12 protein-coding genes and 2 pseudogenes are annotated in these 16,471 nt (G+C 68.6%); 9 read left to right on the forward strand and 5 right to left on the reverse strand.

The window, feature by feature from the left end; all coding sequences use genetic code 11:
- Both ACYVLQ_RS29480 and ACYVLQ_RS29485 read right to left on the reverse strand, forming a co-directional pair.
- Positions 1-559 (reverse strand): annotated as a pseudogene (locus tag ACYVLQ_RS29480) (PucR family transcriptional regulator); the annotation flags it as partial.
- Positions 560-705: 146 nt separating this feature from the next.
- The gene (locus ACYVLQ_RS29485; protein ID WP_460700806.1) at positions 706-2,778 is read right to left on the reverse strand and encodes an AMP-binding protein; all 2,073 of its coding nucleotides are present in this window, start codon (positions 2,776-2,778) and stop codon (positions 706-708) included.
- Positions 2,779-3,213: 435 nt separating this feature from the next.
- Here ACYVLQ_RS29485 and ACYVLQ_RS29490 point away from each other — a divergent pair, with 435 nt between their 5' ends.
- A complete protein-coding gene (locus ACYVLQ_RS29490) occupies positions 3,214-3,552 on the forward strand; it encodes a histone-like nucleoid-structuring protein Lsr2 (RefSeq protein ID WP_460700807.1) in 339 nt (112 codons plus the stop codon).
- Between the two features lie 789 nt (positions 3,553-4,341).
- Positions 4,342-5,210: pseudogene (locus tag ACYVLQ_RS29495) on the forward strand (alkyl sulfatase dimerization domain-containing protein); the annotation flags it as partial.
- Positions 5,211-5,369: 159 nt separating this feature from the next.
- On the opposite strand, the gene ACYVLQ_RS29500 reads toward ACYVLQ_RS29495, so the two are convergent.
- Positions 5,370-5,705 (reverse strand): histone-like nucleoid-structuring protein Lsr2, encoded by a 336-nt coding sequence (locus tag ACYVLQ_RS29500; protein WP_460700808.1) that lies wholly within the window; start codon positions 5,703-5,705, stop codon positions 5,370-5,372.
- A 726-nt stretch (positions 5,706-6,431) separates the two neighbouring features.
- Here ACYVLQ_RS29500 and ACYVLQ_RS29505 point away from each other — a divergent pair.
- From ACYVLQ_RS29505 to ACYVLQ_RS29515, 3 genes are all read left to right on the forward strand, one after another.
- The gene (locus ACYVLQ_RS29505; protein WP_460700809.1) at positions 6,432-6,965 is read left to right on the forward strand and encodes a nuclear transport factor 2 family protein; all 534 of its coding nucleotides are present in this window, start codon (positions 6,432-6,434) and stop codon (positions 6,963-6,965) included.
- Positions 6,889-7,887 (forward strand): cation diffusion facilitator family transporter, encoded by a 999-nt coding sequence (locus ACYVLQ_RS29510; protein ID WP_460700810.1) that lies wholly within the window; start codon positions 6,889-6,891, stop codon positions 7,885-7,887. The genes ACYVLQ_RS29505 and ACYVLQ_RS29510 overlap by 77 nt, the downstream gene beginning before the upstream one ends.
- Before the next feature lie 120 nt (positions 7,888-8,007).
- Complete coding sequence (locus ACYVLQ_RS29515) at positions 8,008-8,358, forward strand: hypothetical protein (RefSeq protein WP_460700811.1); 351 nt, start codon at positions 8,008-8,010, stop codon at positions 8,356-8,358.
- A 6-nt stretch (positions 8,359-8,364) separates the two neighbouring features.
- Here the strand turns inward: ACYVLQ_RS29515 and lexA are convergent, their stop codons facing one another.
- On the reverse strand, positions 8,365-9,075 hold the full coding sequence (lexA, locus tag ACYVLQ_RS29520) for a transcriptional repressor LexA (RefSeq protein WP_460700853.1): 711 nt from the start codon (positions 9,073-9,075) through the stop codon (positions 8,365-8,367).
- A 412-nt stretch (positions 9,076-9,487) separates the two neighbouring features.
- Between lexA and ACYVLQ_RS29525 the strand changes: the two genes are divergently transcribed.
- The 3 genes from ACYVLQ_RS29525 to nrdR all read left to right on the forward strand — a co-directional run bounded on the left by ACYVLQ_RS29525 (position 9,488) and on the right by nrdR (position 11,983).
- A complete protein-coding gene (locus ACYVLQ_RS29525; RefSeq protein ID WP_460700812.1) occupies positions 9,488-9,985 on the forward strand; it encodes a LysM peptidoglycan-binding domain-containing protein in 498 nt (165 codons plus the stop codon).
- Positions 9,986-10,097: 112 nt separating this feature from the next.
- A complete protein-coding gene (locus tag ACYVLQ_RS29530) occupies positions 10,098-11,354 on the forward strand; it encodes a hypothetical protein (protein WP_460700813.1) in 1,257 nt (418 codons plus the stop codon).
- A gap of 152 nt (positions 11,355-11,506) precedes the next feature.
- Complete coding sequence (gene nrdR / locus ACYVLQ_RS29535; RefSeq protein ID WP_460700814.1) at positions 11,507-11,983, forward strand: transcriptional regulator NrdR; 477 nt, start codon at positions 11,507-11,509, stop codon at positions 11,981-11,983.
- Positions 11,984-11,995: 12 nt separating this feature from the next.
- Here nrdR and hrpA read toward each other — a convergent pair whose 3' ends face one another.
- Positions 11,996-16,042, reverse strand: a complete 4,047-nt coding sequence (gene hrpA / locus ACYVLQ_RS29540; RefSeq protein WP_460700815.1) for an ATP-dependent RNA helicase HrpA — start codon at positions 16,040-16,042, stop codon at positions 11,996-11,998.
- Between the two features lie 127 nt (positions 16,043-16,169).
- On the opposite strand from hrpA, the gene ACYVLQ_RS29545 reads away from it, so the two are divergent.
- Positions 16,170-16,358, forward strand: coding sequence for a hypothetical protein (locus ACYVLQ_RS29545; protein ID WP_460700816.1), 189 nt, complete (start codon positions 16,170-16,172; stop codon positions 16,356-16,358).
- Positions 16,359-16,471: the final 113 nt, after the last annotated feature.

A 16,471-nucleotide genomic window follows, 5' to 3' on the forward strand; every position in this document is an offset into this window, starting at 1 on the left:
CGGAGGTGAGGGTGTGGACGGCGGTGTGGTGTTCGGAGACGACGGCTCTGAGTTCGCGGACGTACGCCGTGGAGACGGCGGTGGTCATGGTGTCGAGCATTTCCACCACGAGCTTCGCCCCGCCGATCAACGCCTCGTAATCGGCCAGGCTCAACGTCATCACGGTGTCGTCGTCATCGGAATCGGTGACGCGGTGCTTCGTCGCGGCGCTCGTGACGACGAGATCGAAACCGATCTTGAAGCCTTCGTGGATGGAGTGGTGGATGGTATCGATCGGCACGCCCTCGCGGGCCCATTGCGCCGCAGCCTCTTTCAGCCGTTCGATCTTGTCGGGGATGTTCTTGCCGTCGAGTACCGACACGGCCAGTTCGAGGCAGGTGCGGGTGATGGTGGTGACATCGCCGTAGATGGCGTCGCCGGGGAGCGTGCCGCAGGGCGCGACGTTCTCGACAAAGTGACCGACCATCTGGCGCGACAGTGCCCAGACGTCCTTGAGCGGGGACGACATCGGCCGCCCGGAAACGGTGAGACTCGGTCTATCCGGAGTGGCAACGGACATCGGGAACTCCCTTCCACCCCCGTGAACTGCACTGCGGTAATACCGTAACCGTTTCGAGATCCGCCAGGGCAATTTTCACAATCGATCGTGATACTTCGGGATACCTCTACCGCTGTGCTTGGTGAGTGATCACAGTGCACGCGCGTTCACGACGGCGACTGATTGGCGGGCGTTCCCGTGAGCAGGCGTTTGAGCACCTTGCCGGTTTCCCCGCGCGGCAGCGCGGACAGGAAGGTGACGTCGCGCGGCACCGAGAAGCGGCTGAGCCGGTGCCGGACATAGGTGCGGATCATGTCCTGATCGAGACCCGACCCCTCCCGCTTGACGATGAAAGCCGCCAGCCGCTGCCCGAATTCGCGGTCCGGCACGCCCACAACGGCGACGTCGGTGATCTGCGGCAGGTGCGCCAGGGCCTCCTCCACGGGGCGCGGGAAGACATTCTCGCCGCCGGAGATGATCATCTCGTCGTCGCGGCCATCGATGAACAATCGCCCGGCGGCATCGAGATAGCCGAGATCGCCGGTGTCGAGCATGCCCTCCGCCTCGGCGGGCGGCGCCGCGTTGACGTAGCCGTCGAACAGCATGTGGTTGCCGACGTAGATGCGGCCGGTGGCGCCCACGGGCACCGGGCGGTGATCCTCGCCCAGCACCGCGATCCGGGTGCCCAGGGGCGGTCGCCCGGCCGTCGTGGGGGAGGTGCGCAGATCCTCGGGAGTGGCGATGGTGGCCCAGGAGACCTCGGTGGATCCGTAGATGTTGTAGAGCACGTCGCCGTAGGTATCCATGAAACGCAGCACGGTGGCCCCGGCCAGCGGGGCGCCGCAGCTGGCCACGATGCGCAGGCTGGAGGTGTTGAAACGGGCCCGCACGTGGGTGGGCAGGTCGAGGATCCGCTGCACCATGGTCGGCACGAGAACCAGTGTGGTGACCTCGTTTTCGGCGATCAACCGCAACGTGTCGCGGGCGTCGAAGTGTTCCGGGAGCACCACCGTGGCCCGCAGCGGCGTGCTCAGCTGCAGGGCCGCCATGCCCCAGGTGTGAAACAGCGGGGCGGGGATGAGCATCGTCTCGTGCATCCGGAACGGGATGCGCGACAACAGCGCCGCGACGGTGCCGAACCCCTTCGGGTGGGGGCGGCGGGCGCCCTTGGGGGTGCCGCTGGTGCCCGAGGTCAGCACGATCAAGCGGCCGCCCCGCGCGGGCTTGCGGAAGCTGGTGTGCCCCAGGGCGATCAGATCCTCGATCGTGGCGCCTCCGGCGGGCCCGCGGTCGAGGAACACCCGCTGGATATCGGAATGCAGGTAGTGCACCAGCGATTCCAGCGCGGTGTCGACGAACAGGTGCTCGAGCCGGTGCCGCTGCACGATCTCCTCGATCCGCCGCGCCGACAGCCCGGCGTTGAGCAGCACCACGTCGACACCGAGTTTCCCGGCGGCGACCATGGTTTCGACCATTCCGGCGTGATTGTGGGCCAGCAGGCCGATGGCGTCCCCGACGCCGAGCCCGAGCCCGCTCATCGCGGCGGCCAGCGCGTGGCTGCGGTCATGGATCTCGGCGAACGTGCGGACGCCGTGATCGTCGACGACCGCGGGGCGATGCGGGGAGTGCGCGGCCGCGGCCGCGTAGCCGCCGGCCAGCGTGAATCCCCACTTGGCGAGCCGCCCGAACTGCCGCACCCCGATATCGGGCCGGTAGGTACGCACCACGCCGGTCGACACCATCTGGCGGGCCACGTCGGCGCGCCGCCGCAGCGGGGTGTCCTCGCCGTTCACCGCCACCGAAGTCGGTGCCCCCGTGAGCAATTCGGCCAGGCGCGCCAGACCGGCCTCCGCCCAGGCGATGATCTCGGAGTTCGGCAGCGTCGCGACCACCGGGTGAATCCGCCCGGGCGCGAAGAAGGTGACGGTGACCCGGGTGCCGTCGCCGGACGCGGTCTCGCGCAGGCGGACCGCGGCGAAGCTGCCGGTCGCCCCACATTCCAGTTCGAAGGTCGCGCCGGCGCGCCCGACCATGAAGGTTGCCGAAAATGTGCTGATGCCGGACTCGCCGGTGCCGACCCGGAACTGCCACAGCGGATGTCCGGCGATTGTCTCGAGACGATCGCACGCGCCGATACCGGTGAAAATTCGTGAATAGCTCTGTGGATCCGTGAGTAGTTTCCACACTGATGTGATGGCGACCGGCAATTCTACGGTCGCATCGATGACGTCGGTAGCCAACTTCGTACACTTCTCGCGGGCCGGTCCGAAGGAGCTGGACCGGCGGGAACTCATTTGTAACCGGTAAAGCCGACGCTGGTCAAGAACGGGTTCTTCCGCTGAATTCCGAGGACGTCCAGGGGCGCTGCCACCCCTAGTGTGCGGTGCACTATACGCGTTTCGCGGCGGGCCCGAATTACGTCGTCGAATTGTTGTGACAATTCCCTGGGCGCGGGCTAGGGCGTTGTGACAATGCGCATGCCCGAATGTTGCGGGGGTCGAGCGGGGGCGTGCGGGCGGGGCCGTTCGCCACCGGGGTGCGGAGCTTTGTCCCCGGTCACGATTTCTGCCGGTCATACTGGTGAAGTTTCCCAGTGGTGCCACGAATCATTCCGCGGCTCAGTAAGTTACGACTACGAGGGGAAGTGCAGGGGATGGGGTGCGAAGGAGCACGCAGTGGCACATCGAGTACTGGTTACGCGCGTAGACGACCTCGATGGCGAATCGACGGCCGATGAGACGGTGAGCTTCGGGCTGGACGGGGCGACCTACGAAATCGATCTGTCGGCGGCCAATGCGGCTCGACTGCGGGAGCAGGTGCAACAGTGGGCCGATCGGGCCCGCAAGGTTCGCCGCACCGCGACCGGCGTCCGGCAACCGACGACGATGACCGCGGTCCAGTCGACGGCGGCGCGGCAGTGGGCGCGGGAGAACGGCGTCACGGTCTCCGCGCGCGGCCGTGTGCCCGGCGAGGTGCTGCGGGCCTACCTCGACGCCGGGCGCGCCGCCGACTGAGCCCGCCGGGACGACCTTCGCATACCACCCAGCAACCGATCAGCGCCCATCCACACCGTGCATCGCGTCGAATACCGAACAGTACCTGCAACTCCTTTGTGAATTGCCAGGACTGGAGTATCGGTAACCGCAACTTGAACGGAAGGACCAGGCTGTGATCCCCATTTTCATCGGCCAGCTCATCGGTACGATCTCCGATTTCCTCGGTAAGCTCCTCATTCCCTGAGGTGGTCGTGCCGGGGCGGCCTTACCGCCGCTCCGGCACGAATGTCCCGGCGGTGCGGCCAGGCAGGCACAGGCCCGCCGTCGGCGCGGGCGAGTTCGGGGGCGGACATTCGGGCCAAGTGGTCGCGAACGCGCCTGTCGGTCAGGCGCATTCGATCGTCGGCCCCCGGATTGGTCTGCGATTCCAGCAAACCCATGATCCGGGGCGGCGCTGCAGTGCGTACACCGTCTCGCTCCGACATGCCGCGGCGGCGATGCGCTCATCGAGCGGTGGCCGCGAATCCACCTGGGCGAGCAGGGTTTCCACACGGCTCGACTGCTGGTCGACCGCTGCCTGCAGCAGGTCCTCGCGGGTGGGGGGAGTGTACGAAGATGCTGCGCTCGGACACGCCCACCCCCGGTGGCGATGGTCTTGGTGGGGCGAAGTCGCCGTCCTCGACCGCCTCCGGCAAGGCGTCGGTGGTCGCGCGGCGGGTCTGCTCGGGCATGACGAAGATCGTGACAGTGGCCCACCGCACGAGCACGGCGTCTCTCGCCGCGGCGTCTTCGGATTCGGCGCGGCCGGAGACGAACTTCTCCTTCCCCGACCGGCGCATTCTCTGCACGGCGGAGAACGCCGCCCACACCCTGCACAATCTGCTCACGCTGCGCGGTGTGCTGGTGCGCGATCCGCACGTGTGGTCCGCCTATCCCACCGAATCCATCGAACTTTATGCGCGGCAATCGGATCTGGTGTTTCCTCGCATCGCTGGCCGGTGTGGGATGCCGACCGGATCCGTGGAATATCCGAAAAGTGGTTCACACACGGCTATTACGGCTCGGCGAGTCACAACGTGAAGGCCATCTACCGGCGTTACATGGGGTGGTTCGACGGCAATCCGGCGCACCTGTGGGTACACCCGCCGGTGGAGTCGGCCGAACGTCACGTAGCCGCCATGGGCGGCGCCGATTCGGCCTTACGGCAGGCCCAGAAGGCTTACGACGCAAGCGATTACCGATGGGCCGCACAGGTGCTGAACTACGCCGTGTTCGCCGACCCCGGGAACCGGAAAACGCGGTTGCTGCGGGCGGCAACCTTCGAACAACTCGGATATGGCAGCGAGAACGCCACGTGGCGCAACTTTTCTCTGTCCGGCGCCTATGAACTACGCAACGGATCGTTCGGAACCCCGACCCAGTCGGATCCCAGTTCGATGCACGCCGGGCTATCGATCGATCAAATCTTCGGCGCGGCCTCGCCGCGCACCAATGGGCCCCGGGCCTGGGGCGTTCGAGTGACCACGGACTGGCGGATTCCGGACGATCACGGCCGGGTGCATCGCGTTGAACTCCGCAATGGCGTGCTCATTCACCACGACCGCCGTCGGGACGATGGACTGCCCGTGCCCGATGCCACCGTCACCACGACCCGTGCGGCATTGCTGGGCACCCTGCGGATCCGAACTTCGCGATCGTCACGCCCTGGCCCCCGCGCGGGGGCGGTCCCGCGCCATGGTGCGCCGGGAACGCGGCCGGGCCGGCCCCCGCGCCTGTGACGCGGTGGGCCGGGCCCGGCTCGGAACCCCTTTTACCAGGACAAAGCCCGATCGGAGTTACTTGTTGGCTTTGTGATAGGCGGCAACGATCTCGGAGGAAATTCGCCCCCGAGCCGACACGTTGTAGCCGTGTTTCTTCGCCCATTCTCGGATGGCCACGGTTTGCTCGCGGTCGGCCGCGGACTTCGGCTTGGCCACCGCGCCCGACTTCACCCGGCCCACCTTCCGGGCCTTATCGGCCCAGGGTTCCAGGGAACCCCGGAGCTTACCGGCATTCAACGTGGAGAGATCGATTTCGTAGGCCACACCATCGATCGAGAACTGCACGGTCTCGTCCGCTTTGGACTTCCCGTCGTAATCGTCGATGAGCGTGACGGTGACCTTCTTGGCCATGAGCCAGCCCTTTCGCACGGACACGGATCTACTCGGATTGTGTATACCGTACCGCAGCGGCGACTCGCATAGCGAATCCGGCACTATTCGGCGTTTCCCGCGGGGAATGTCCGAAAGGGTTAAAACAATCGGCGAGCGACGGAATTACCGGTCCTCGAGGGATTCGGGCGGACGGGCCATCCCCGCGTGTCCGGATCCCGTGACCCGCCGCCCAGCCGACGCTGGGCTCGCCGTATCGGGCGTCGGCGCAGTTGTAGAGCACTTCCGGCCAGCGCGTTCAACATCTCGAACATGGCATCGACGGCTGCGTTTTCCCGGGCTCGGCGGACCGGGCGGAAGGGAGTTCACGGCATGCCTTTCGCGAGAGGATGGACGGTGCGCCGTTGATATGCGCCGCCGGGCGCGCAACACCGCTGCCCCGAAATACCGGCCGCTGATCGACATCGACAGCGAGTGCCCACAGAAGACAGACCAATCGGTACGGCGAGGCTGTGATTTCCGAGCGGATTCCAATTGGGGTGTGCAGTGAGGTGAGTGGCTCTCAGCGGCCGCAGCGGACCGAGGTCGGGCAGCGGCGGCGCCCCACATCCCGGCGGCGTCGGATCCTTCGCCATCAACTCGCCTCCCGGCCGCCGCCCGTCGGGGTGTGCGAAGCGCGCTGGCGGGAGGTTCTCTGACTATCATAAGGTATAGTTAGAATGAGTGGTCGAATGTCTTGGAGGAGTTGTGGATTCGATTCGGCGGGCCTATCGCGCGCTGCAGCGGGCGTGGAGTGGGCAGGACTGGGAGGCGTGGGCGGGGACCTGTGCCGAGGGGTACCGGTTCGATACCGGGACCGGGCTGCGGCTGGATGTCGCGGGCACGCTGGCTTGGAGCCGGGCGTGGTTCGCGGCGTTCCCGGACTACGCCGAGGAGATCGGGGCGTTGCATATCGGCGCGGACTCGGCCGTCGCGGAACTGGTCGGCGAGGCGACGTCGACCGCCGACTTCGTGCTGGGCGGCGCGACGCTGCTGCCCGCTACCGGCAGCTGGGCGTGCGGATGCCGACCGATCCCGGCCGCTGAGGGTGCTTTCCGGGTCACCGCTCCAGTGGTCGGCTCGGTGTTCGGTGGGCACCGGCTTGCTTACATAGCGATGTGTGCATATGATCGCGGACGGCCCGAACGAGCGAGAGGGGAACACGATGGGCGCAGGAGACGCACACGACCATGCGCGGTCGGGGAGCGCGCATTCGCACGCGCACGCCTCGCCCGACAGTGATAAGCGCTGGCTGGCCGGGGCGTTGGCGGCGATCGTGTTGTTCATGCTGGGCGAGGTCGTGGTGGGTGTCATGGCCGGATCGCTGGCGCTGCTGTCCGACGCAGCGCATATGCTCACCGACGCCGCCTCGATCGCCTTGGCGCTGTGGGCCATCCGGCTGGCCGCGCGCCCCGCCGCTGGTCGGATGACGTTCGGCTGGAAGCGGGTGGAGATCCTGTCCGCGCAGGCCAACGGGTTGACGCTGTTGCTGCTGGCGGCCTGGCTCACCTACGAGGCGATTCGACGGATGGCGGAGCCGCCGGAGGTCGCGGGCGGTCTGGTCCTGGGCACCGCTCTGGTCGGCATCGTGGTCAATCTGGCCGCGACCTGGATGATCTCGCGGGCGAACCGCAGCAGCCTGAATGTCGAGGGCGCCTTTCAGCACATCCTCACCGACCTGTTCGCCTTCATCGCCACCGCCGTCGCGGGCGTGGTCATCGTGCTGACGGGTTTCGCCCGCGCCGATGTCATCGCCACGCTGGTGGTGGTCGCGCTGATGGTGCGGGCCGGAATCGGTTTGGTGCGCGCGTCGAGCCGCATCTTCCTAGAGGCCGCGCCCGCCGACCTCGATCCGACCGCGATCGGCCAGGACATGGCCGCCCGCGACGGCGTGGTCGAGGTGCACGACCTGCACATCTGGGAAATCACGTCCGGTTCCCCCGCGCTGTCGGCACACGTCCTGGTCGAGCCCGGCCGCGACTGCCACGCCGTGCGAGAGGAGCTGGCCCACCGGCTGGCCCACGACCATCACATCGAGCACGCCACGCTCCAGGTCGACCACGCCCAGCCGGAACTGATCGAACTCGGCGCACAGCCATCCGCGCACTGCGAAGTCGCCCACGGCCCGGCCCACGTGCGGCCCAGCGCCGTCTCGGCCAGGTAACTCGAGAGCACCCTGGGACGGTTCCCGAAGGGTGCGCCGGGACGGCGGGCGCTCGAACGCTGCCGGCGACACCCGGGCAGGTTGACGGGATTCTCATGGGTATGGGTGGACGATGAGGCAATGCAGCGACCTTGCCCGCTCGCCTTCCGCGCGGTGCTGTGCGCGGTCTCGGCCGCCGGATTGGTGACGGCCGGCGCCGACCCCGCGTCCACGGCGCCGACCGTCGACTATCGTGGCGGCGCAACCATTTCCGCCCGGGTCACGAGGGAGCGGCCCGGCTACGCGTGCCAGATCGCGGCTCGCGATATCGACGGACCGTGGCGCACGGTGAATGCCGCGGGCGGCGTCGACCTCGAATCCGGCCCGGTGCCCGCCGGGCGGCACGTGGTGCGGGTCCTGTGCGAGAACCGCGCCGACGGGGACTTCACCACGCATACCGTCGGCCGCGCCACCGCGGTGGTCACCCGCTGACCCGGTTCAGATCTTGCGGATGACCGTGACCACTTTGCCGAGGATCTGGGCGTCGTTCCCCGGAATCGGTTCGAACAGCGGGTTGTGCGGCATCAGCCAGACCTGCTTGCCGGCGCGCTTGAACGTCTTCACCGTCGCCTCGCCCTCGATCATCGCCGCCACGATGTCGCCGTTGTCGGCGACGTTCTGCTGACGCACGACCACCCAGTCGCCGTCGCAGATGGCGGCGTCCACCATCGACTCGCCGACGACCTTCAGCAGGAACAGCGAGCCCTCGCCGACCAGTTCGCGCGGCAGCGGGAACACGTCCTCCACCGCCTGTTCGGCCAGGATCGGCCCACCGGCGGCGATGCGGCCCAGCACCGGAACATAGGTGGGGGCGGGCTGGTCGCCCGGCTCGGTCTCCATCGGGCGCAGGTTGGTCACCGTGCCGACCGCGCGCACCGCGGTCTCGTCCAGGCCGCGGACGTCCACCGCGCGCGGGCGATTCGGATCCCGGCGCAGGAAGCCCTTGCGCTCCAGGGCACGCAGCTGATGGGCGACCGAGGAGGTCGAGGTGAGGCCGACCGCGTCGCCGATCTCGCGGATGCTCGGCGGATAGCCGCGCTCGCTGACCGAGGTGCGGATGACCTCGAGCACCTTGCGCTGGCGGACGGTGAGATCCGCCGCGGTGCCGGATGATTCGGCGCTGTCGGCCTCGGTGGCAGGGTCGTCCACGTCGTGGTGACCCTCCGTGCGTTCGCTCACGACTGCACCTCGCTGACGCTCGGCCCCGTCGTGCGCGAGGCGCGCTGGGTCGTCGGTTCGCTCGCAAGCTCGCTCACGGTCGCCGTCCTCCGTTCATGGATGTACTTGGTCCTCCGCGCCCCGTGAACCGGCCTGTGGGCGCTCGTCTTGGGTCTCACCGGATTTCGTGAGTTCGAATGTAGTCCGCTCGCCACCAGGTTTCAAACATCTGTTCGACGCATGTCGCGAAAAGTGGTGACTTTGTCGGTGCCCCGTGGTAAGAATCGAACATCAGTTCTTCGAACACATGATCGAAAACAGGGTCTCCCCGACCGACCGAACCGAATACCGAGTCTCCTCACGCACAGGGTTCCCGTCCCGCACCCACCTGGAGGTCTGTCCGATGCGCACCGCCGTCAGCGAATTCGATACCGCCGAAACCGATCTGGGCTTCGACACAGTGCCGCGCCCGCAGCGGCTGCCCGCGCGTTCGGGTACCGGGCTCGTACGCGATACCCGTCGTCCGCGCGGTACTCGGCCCGGGTCGGCGCTGGTGCGCTACGAGCGGCCGCGGGTGGAGCTGTCGCACGGCCCGCACGCGGCCGACCGGGTGGAGCGGGCGCAGATGGGCTTCGCGACACTGGCGGTCGCCGCGCTGGTGAGTGCCGCGGTGGTATGCGGCCTACTGGGCCTGGCCCACCTGCGTGCGGGCGCTCCGGCCGCGGCGTCGACAGCGGTGGTGCGGGTTCAGGAGGGGGAGTCGCTGTCGGAGCTGGCCGCGCGCGTGGCGCCCGCGGATCCGGTGCGCGATACCGTGCGAAAGATCGTGGAACTCAACGGGTTGCCCAGTGCCGAGGTGGCGTCGGGGCGGACGTTGATCGTCCCGGCCGACCGGGAGTGAGCGCGGAGACGTGTGGCCGAATTTGTTGATCGACTACTGAAACTGGTTGCTACTGTGCTCGAAATGTGACCTGGGCGACACTCGCTGACGATCGATTTCGAGGGCATGCACGATGACGCGACCCACCTCCCTCACCCGCGGGCTGCGCCCGCTCGCCCGGACGGCCGCACTGCTCGTGTGCCTGCTGTTCGGATTGGTGACTGCTCCCGCCGTGACGGCCGAGCCCGGTTATGCGGCGTATCTGGACCTACCGTCGATCAACGGTGACGGTGCGGGTGGCGGCGGGCTCAATCCCGCACTGCCGCTGGACGTTCCCACGCTCCGCGCGGCCGTGGAGCAGGCGCGGGAGGCGGGTGTGGCCCCGCGCCGCTACGCCACGCTCCTGCATCAGTACTGGTTGGTGACCGCGGCCACGAACGCCGATATCGACCTGGCGGGCTGGGAACCCGCCCGGGGCGTAGCGGCCAACTCCCGCACCTTCACCCAGGTGTACGTGAACTATCTGCGGCTGACGAATCAGCATCCGGAGTTCTACTGGGCGGGGCTGGCCGGGTTGGCGGGCGGATCGTTCGCCTCCGGATTCTTCGATATGAGCGATGTCGGCGGCGTCGTCAGTGTGCCGGGCATCCACGAGTTGGGCAGGGTGGTCGCCGATCTGCTGCGGCACACCCCGCCCGAGTTGGTGCGCCTGGCCCCCGCGGATCTGCGCCTGCTGGCCACCGAGGGTTCGCGGCTGACCGCCGCCGACCTGGTCTGGTACCAGGGCCGCCTGATGGTGATGCAGAAGCACATCTTCATCGACCAGGTGCCCATGCACGAGGCCTATGTGGCCGAGGGCCTGCCCGCCGTCGAGGAGTTGTACCAGGCCGGGGTGCTCGACGAGAACGCCGTCGCCGCATGGCGTTCCATCGACTCGGGCACCGCGGCCGGATACGACGACGCGCTGCTGCGCATGACCGACCGGGAGCAGAACCAGATCATCGCCGACCAGTGGGACGCCACCTCGCAGGGCCGCGGCGAGATGGGCCGCGTCCTGACCTACGTCAGCACGGTGGCCGGAAAGGCGGCGGTTCCGGGCGTGCGGGCCCCGGGCGTCTACGCGCCGACCACGCTGAGCGCCGATGTCGGCGGCCGCCGGATGTCGCTGCGCACGCCGATGCCCGATTTCAACTGGGCCGATCGCGATACCCGGTGGGCCTATATCGTCGCCGATCTGGTGCCGCGCTATGCGGAGATGCAGGCCGCTCCCGCCCTTGCCCGGCCCGTGCTGGCCGAGCCGTTCCCGGAGAAACTGGCTGCCGGTCGGCTGCTGCGGCGCCTGCCCGACCTGATCGCCGACCTCACCAGTCAGTGGCAGGTTACGGTCTGAGCGGGGGTTATCCGGGGGTGCACCCCGCCTTGTTCCAGGTCCTGGGAGTATCCTCGGTGTTGCTGTATATGAAACAGCATTGCGCTGGACCCATTCGGCGACGAGCGACCGCGTCGCTGTAGACCGATGCAGGCATCGACGAAGGATCTCGGATGCATTGCCCGTACTGCCGACACCCGGATTCCCGGGTCGTCGACTCGCGCGAAGCCGAGGAAGGCTCCGCCATCAGGCGCCGTCGTGCCTGCCCGCAATGCGGGCGGCGGTTCACCACCGTCGAGACCGCGCTCCTATCGGTGGTGAAGCGCAGCGGGGTCACCGAGCCGTTCAGCCGCGAGAAGGTGATTCGCGGGGTGCGCCGCGCCTGCCAAGGCCGCGAAGTCGACGACGATGCCCTGAACCTGCTGGCACAGCAGGTGGAGGACGCGGTCCGGGCCACGGGATCTCCGGAGGTGCCCAGCCACCAGGTCGGCCTGGCCATCCTGGGCCCGCTGCGCGATCTGGACGAGGTGGCCTATCTGCGTTTCGCGTCGGTCTACCGATCCTTCAGCTCCGCCGAGGATTTCGAGCGCGAGATCGCCGATCTGCGCCGCCACCGCACCGAGCACGCGGTCGCCGCCGGCGCGGAGTGAGCGCCGGTCCGGTCAGCGCCGCGGCGGCTGCCGGACGGGAGTCGCGCGCACCGCGGCGATCGCCTTCTCGATCCGCTTGGCCGACACCGGATACGGCGTACCGAGTTGCTGGGCGAACAGGCTGACCCGCAATTCCTCTGTCATCCACCAGATTTCGGTGACATCGGGCGCGGTGCGGCGGGCCTCCGGCAGCGCGTCGAGCAATCGCTGATAGGCGGCGTGCACGCGGTCCAGTTCGGCCATGCCGCGGCGGTCGCGATCGGCGGAGGCGGGCAGCGCCTCCAGACGCAGCGTCGCCGCCTGCAGATAGCGGGGTAGTTCGCGCAGCCGGGTGCTGCCGAACTCGCGGACGAACCCGGGAAAGACGAGTTCGTCGAGCTGGTGGGCGACATCGTCGCCGATCTCGCGGTCCGCGATGCCCGACAGCGCGGCTCGCACCCGGTGCGCCTCGGCGAGCACGGGCACCACCAGTCGCACGATCCGCGCGACGGCATTCGAGAACTGCGGACGCACGGCGTCCACCAGCGCCCGGAACCGGTCGGGACTGCGGACCGGCCCGCCGTGCGCGGCGATCAGTTCGTCGGCGGCACACGCGCGGCAGTCCTCGACCAGCGCGTCCAGCGAGCCGTACGGATTCTGGCTGAGCGCGAGCCGGTCGGTGGGGGACAGTCCGGCGGTGACCGCCCGCGTGGAGGACGGCAGCTCGCGCAGCACGAGGGCGCGGGTTCCGGCACGCATGGCCGCGGCCTGCTGGGCGGGCGAGGACAGCACTCGCACCGCGACCCCCTCGCCCTCGGGCACCAGCGCCGGATAGCCGATGACGGTCTGCCCGCCCGCCTCGCGGCGCACCGTGGGCTCGAGGGTGCCCAGCGATTCCGAGGTCCAGACCGTGGCCGGTGCGCGCTCGGCGGCCGCCGTGGCACGCGCCACAGATTTCGAAACCTGTTCGGCGAGTGTGTTTTTCAGCGAGGCCAGGCTCTTGCTGCGGTCGACGACCGTGCCGTCGGCGGCGGTGGCGGCGAAGGTCATGCGCAGGTGGTCGGGCAGGGCCGCGGGGTCCAGGTCGGCGGGGCCGATCGTCACCGAGCCCAGTTGCGACAGCTCCCGGGCCAGGCCGCTCCGCAGCGGTTCCGCGCGCGGAGTGAGTCGCGCGAGCGCCGCCCTGGCGAAGTCCGGGGCCGGAACAACGCTGCGCCGCAGGTGTTTCGGCAGCGTCTTGATCAACGCGGCCACCAGCTCCTCGCGCATGCCGGGCACCAGCCAGTCGAATCCGACCGCGCGCACGTGCGCCAACTGCGCGACCGGAATGTGCACGGTGACACCGTCATCGGCCTGGCCGGGCTCGAATTGATAAGTGAGCCCGAGGGTCAGCTCGCCCTGGCGCCAGCTGTCGGGGAACGCGGCCGGATCCAGCCGCGCCGCGTCCTCGTTCACCACCGTCGACTTCGAGAAATCGAGGAGATCCGGATTCTCGTGCCGGGCCTTGCGCCACCAGCTGTCGAAATGCCGCACCGACACCACGTCGGCCGGGATACGCCGGTCGTAGAAGTCGAACAGCACCTGGTCGTCGACGAGAATGTCGCGCCGCCGCGCCCGGTTCTCCAGATCGGCGACGTCGTCCAGCAATTCGCGGTTGCGGTGGAAGAACTCGTGCCGGGTCTGCCACTCGCCCTGCACCAGGGCGTGGCGGATGAACAGCTCCCGCGACAGCTGCGGATCGATGCGGCCGAAGTCGACGCGGCGCTGGGCAGCCAGCGGGATGCCGTACAGGGTGACCCGTTCGTATGCCATCGCCGCACCGCGCCTGGAGGACCAATGCGGTTCGGAATAGCTGCGTTTCGCCAGATCCCCGGCCAGCCGCTCGGCCCACTCCGGCTCGATGCGACCGGCCATCCGGCCCCACAGCCGCGACGTCTCGACCAGTTCGGCGGCCATCACCCAGCGCGGCGGCTTCTTGGCCAGCGCGGATCCGGGAAAGATCATGAACTTGGCGTTGCGCGCGCCCAGGAATTCGCGGGTCTCCGCCTCGCGGACGCCGATGTGGGAGAGCATGCCCGCCAGCAGCGACTGGTGGATCGCGGTGGAATCCCAGGGCAGGCCGTCGGCCTCGGGGTCCATCGGGGCGATCGCGCCGTCGCTGTTCCAGCCCAGGCCCTTGGTGATGGTGCGGAGCTGGCCGTGCAGGTCCTGCCACTCCCGCATCCGCAGGTAGTGCAGGAACTCCTCGCGGCACATCCGCCGGAACTGGTTGGACGACAACGACTTCCGCCGCTCGCGCAGATAGTCCCACAGGCGCAGGTAGGCCAGGAAGTCCGAACCCGCCACGGTGAACCGCGCGTGCTTGGCGTCGGCGGCCTGCTGGAACTCCGCGGGCCGCTCGCGCACATCCTGAATCGACAGGGCCGCCACGATCACCAGCACCTCGGCCAGGCACCCGTTCCGGTTGGCCTGCACCAGCATTCGGCCCATGCGCGGGTCGACCGGAATTTGCGCCATCTCCCGGCCGACCGGCGTGAGCATCAGGTCACCGACCATGACCTCCTGGCGACGGCGACTGCGCCTGCCCGATCGTGGGGAGACATCTTCGTCGTGCCCGGCCTCGGGCTTGCGCGCCAGCGCGCCCAGTTCCTCCAGCAGTGCGATGCCGTCGCGGATCGCGCGGCGGTCGGGCGGCTCGACGAACGGGAAGCTCTCGATATCGCCGAGGCCGAGCGCGGCCATCTGCAGAATGACCGCCGCCAGGTTGGTGCGAAGGATCTCCGGCTCGGTGAACTGCGGTCGGGAGTCGAAGTCCTCCTCGGAGTACAGCCGGATGCAGATGCCGTCGGCGACCCGGCCGCAGCGGCCGGAGCGCTGGCGCGCCGAGGCCTGCGAGATCGGTTCGATCGGCAGCCGCTGCACCTTGGTGCGCATCGAATATCGGGAGATGCGCGCGGTTCCCGGGTCGACGACGTAGCGGATGCCGGGGACGGTCAGCGAGGTCTCGGCCACGTTGGTGGCGAGCACCACGCGACGTCCGGTGTGCGACTGGAACACTCGGTGCTGCTCGGCCGCCGACAGTCGCGCGTACAGCGGCAGGATCTCGGTGCGGGGAAGCTTCAGGTCGCGCAGCGCGTCTGCGGTATCGCGGATTTCGCGCTCACCGGACAGGAAGACCAGAACGTCCCCGTCGCCCTCGGCGAGCAATTCGGTGACCGCATCGCCGATGGCGTCCACCGGATCTCGATCGACGATGCGCGGATCGTCGTCCTCGTCGTCCTCCGAGGGCGCCGAAACCTCCAGTGCCAGTGGGCGATAGCGGAGCTCCACCGGATACGACCGACCCGACACCTCGACGATCGGCGCGGGCTCGCCCGGCTCCCCGAAGTGCCGCGCGAACAATTCCGGATCGATGGTCGCCGAGGTGATGATCACCTTGAGGTCCGGCCGCTTGGGCAGCAACTGCTTCAGGTACCCGAGCAGGAAGTCGATATTGAGACTGCGCTCGTGCGCCTCGTCGATGATGATCGTGTCGTAGCGGCGCAGCATCCGGTCGCGCTGGATCTCCGCGAGCAGGATGCCGTCGGTCATCAACTTGACCAAGGTGCGCTCGGAGGCCTGGTCGGTGAAGCGCACGGTGTAGCCGACCACGTCGCCCAGTTCGGTGCCGAGCTCCTCGGCGATGCGCTCGGCGACCGTGCGCGCGGCCAGCCGGCGCGGCTGGGTGTGTCCGATGGTGCCGCGGATGCCGCGCCCCAGCTCCAGGCAGATCTTCGGGATCTGCGTGGTCTTGCCCGAGCCGGTCTCCCCGGCGACCACCACGACCTGATTCTCGGCGATCGCCTTCGCGATGTCCTCGCGCCGGGCGGAGACCGGCAGTTGCTCGGGATAGGCGATGTGGGGGACGGCGGCACGCCGGGCCGCGACGCGCTGTTCGGCGGCCGTGATTTCGGCCTCGACGCGGCCGAGGTCGTCGCCGCGGGCCTTGTCGAGGCGGCGACGCAGCCGGTGTTCGTCGCGGATCGAGAGATCGGACAGGCGGGTGCGGAGCTCGCGGGGAAGGGCGGCGGTCCTGGTCATTGCGGTAACCAGCGTAGCGAAGTCGGGGCCGTGACCTGCAGTCCCGGTCGCCGCGGGAAGGTTACCGATTGATTGCTATCGCCCGTCGCCGCTGGTTGAAGACCGATCGGTATGCGACCATCGGGTCATGGTCGCCGGTTCGGGAACGCCGATGTGGGTCCGTGCCCTGCGCCTCGTCTCGCTGCTGCTGGGGACCGCGGCGTTCCTCCGGGCGCGGGTGCGCGCCTTCAGCGCCGCTACCGTCGCTGCGCTGCGCCGACCGGCCGATCGAGGGCGGAGTGGCGGGCGACGGGAGCCGCTCGCGGGCCCGTCCTGATCCCGAACGGTAGGGCTGATCTGCGCGCTGCCCGCGTGCTCCGGAAGCTGTCGCGATTCGCGCTGGTGTCGGGTGTTGCCGCGAGTCTGCCGAGATTCCGCGATGGCGCGAAT

This window comes from Nocardia thraciensis, assembly GCF_054782435.1.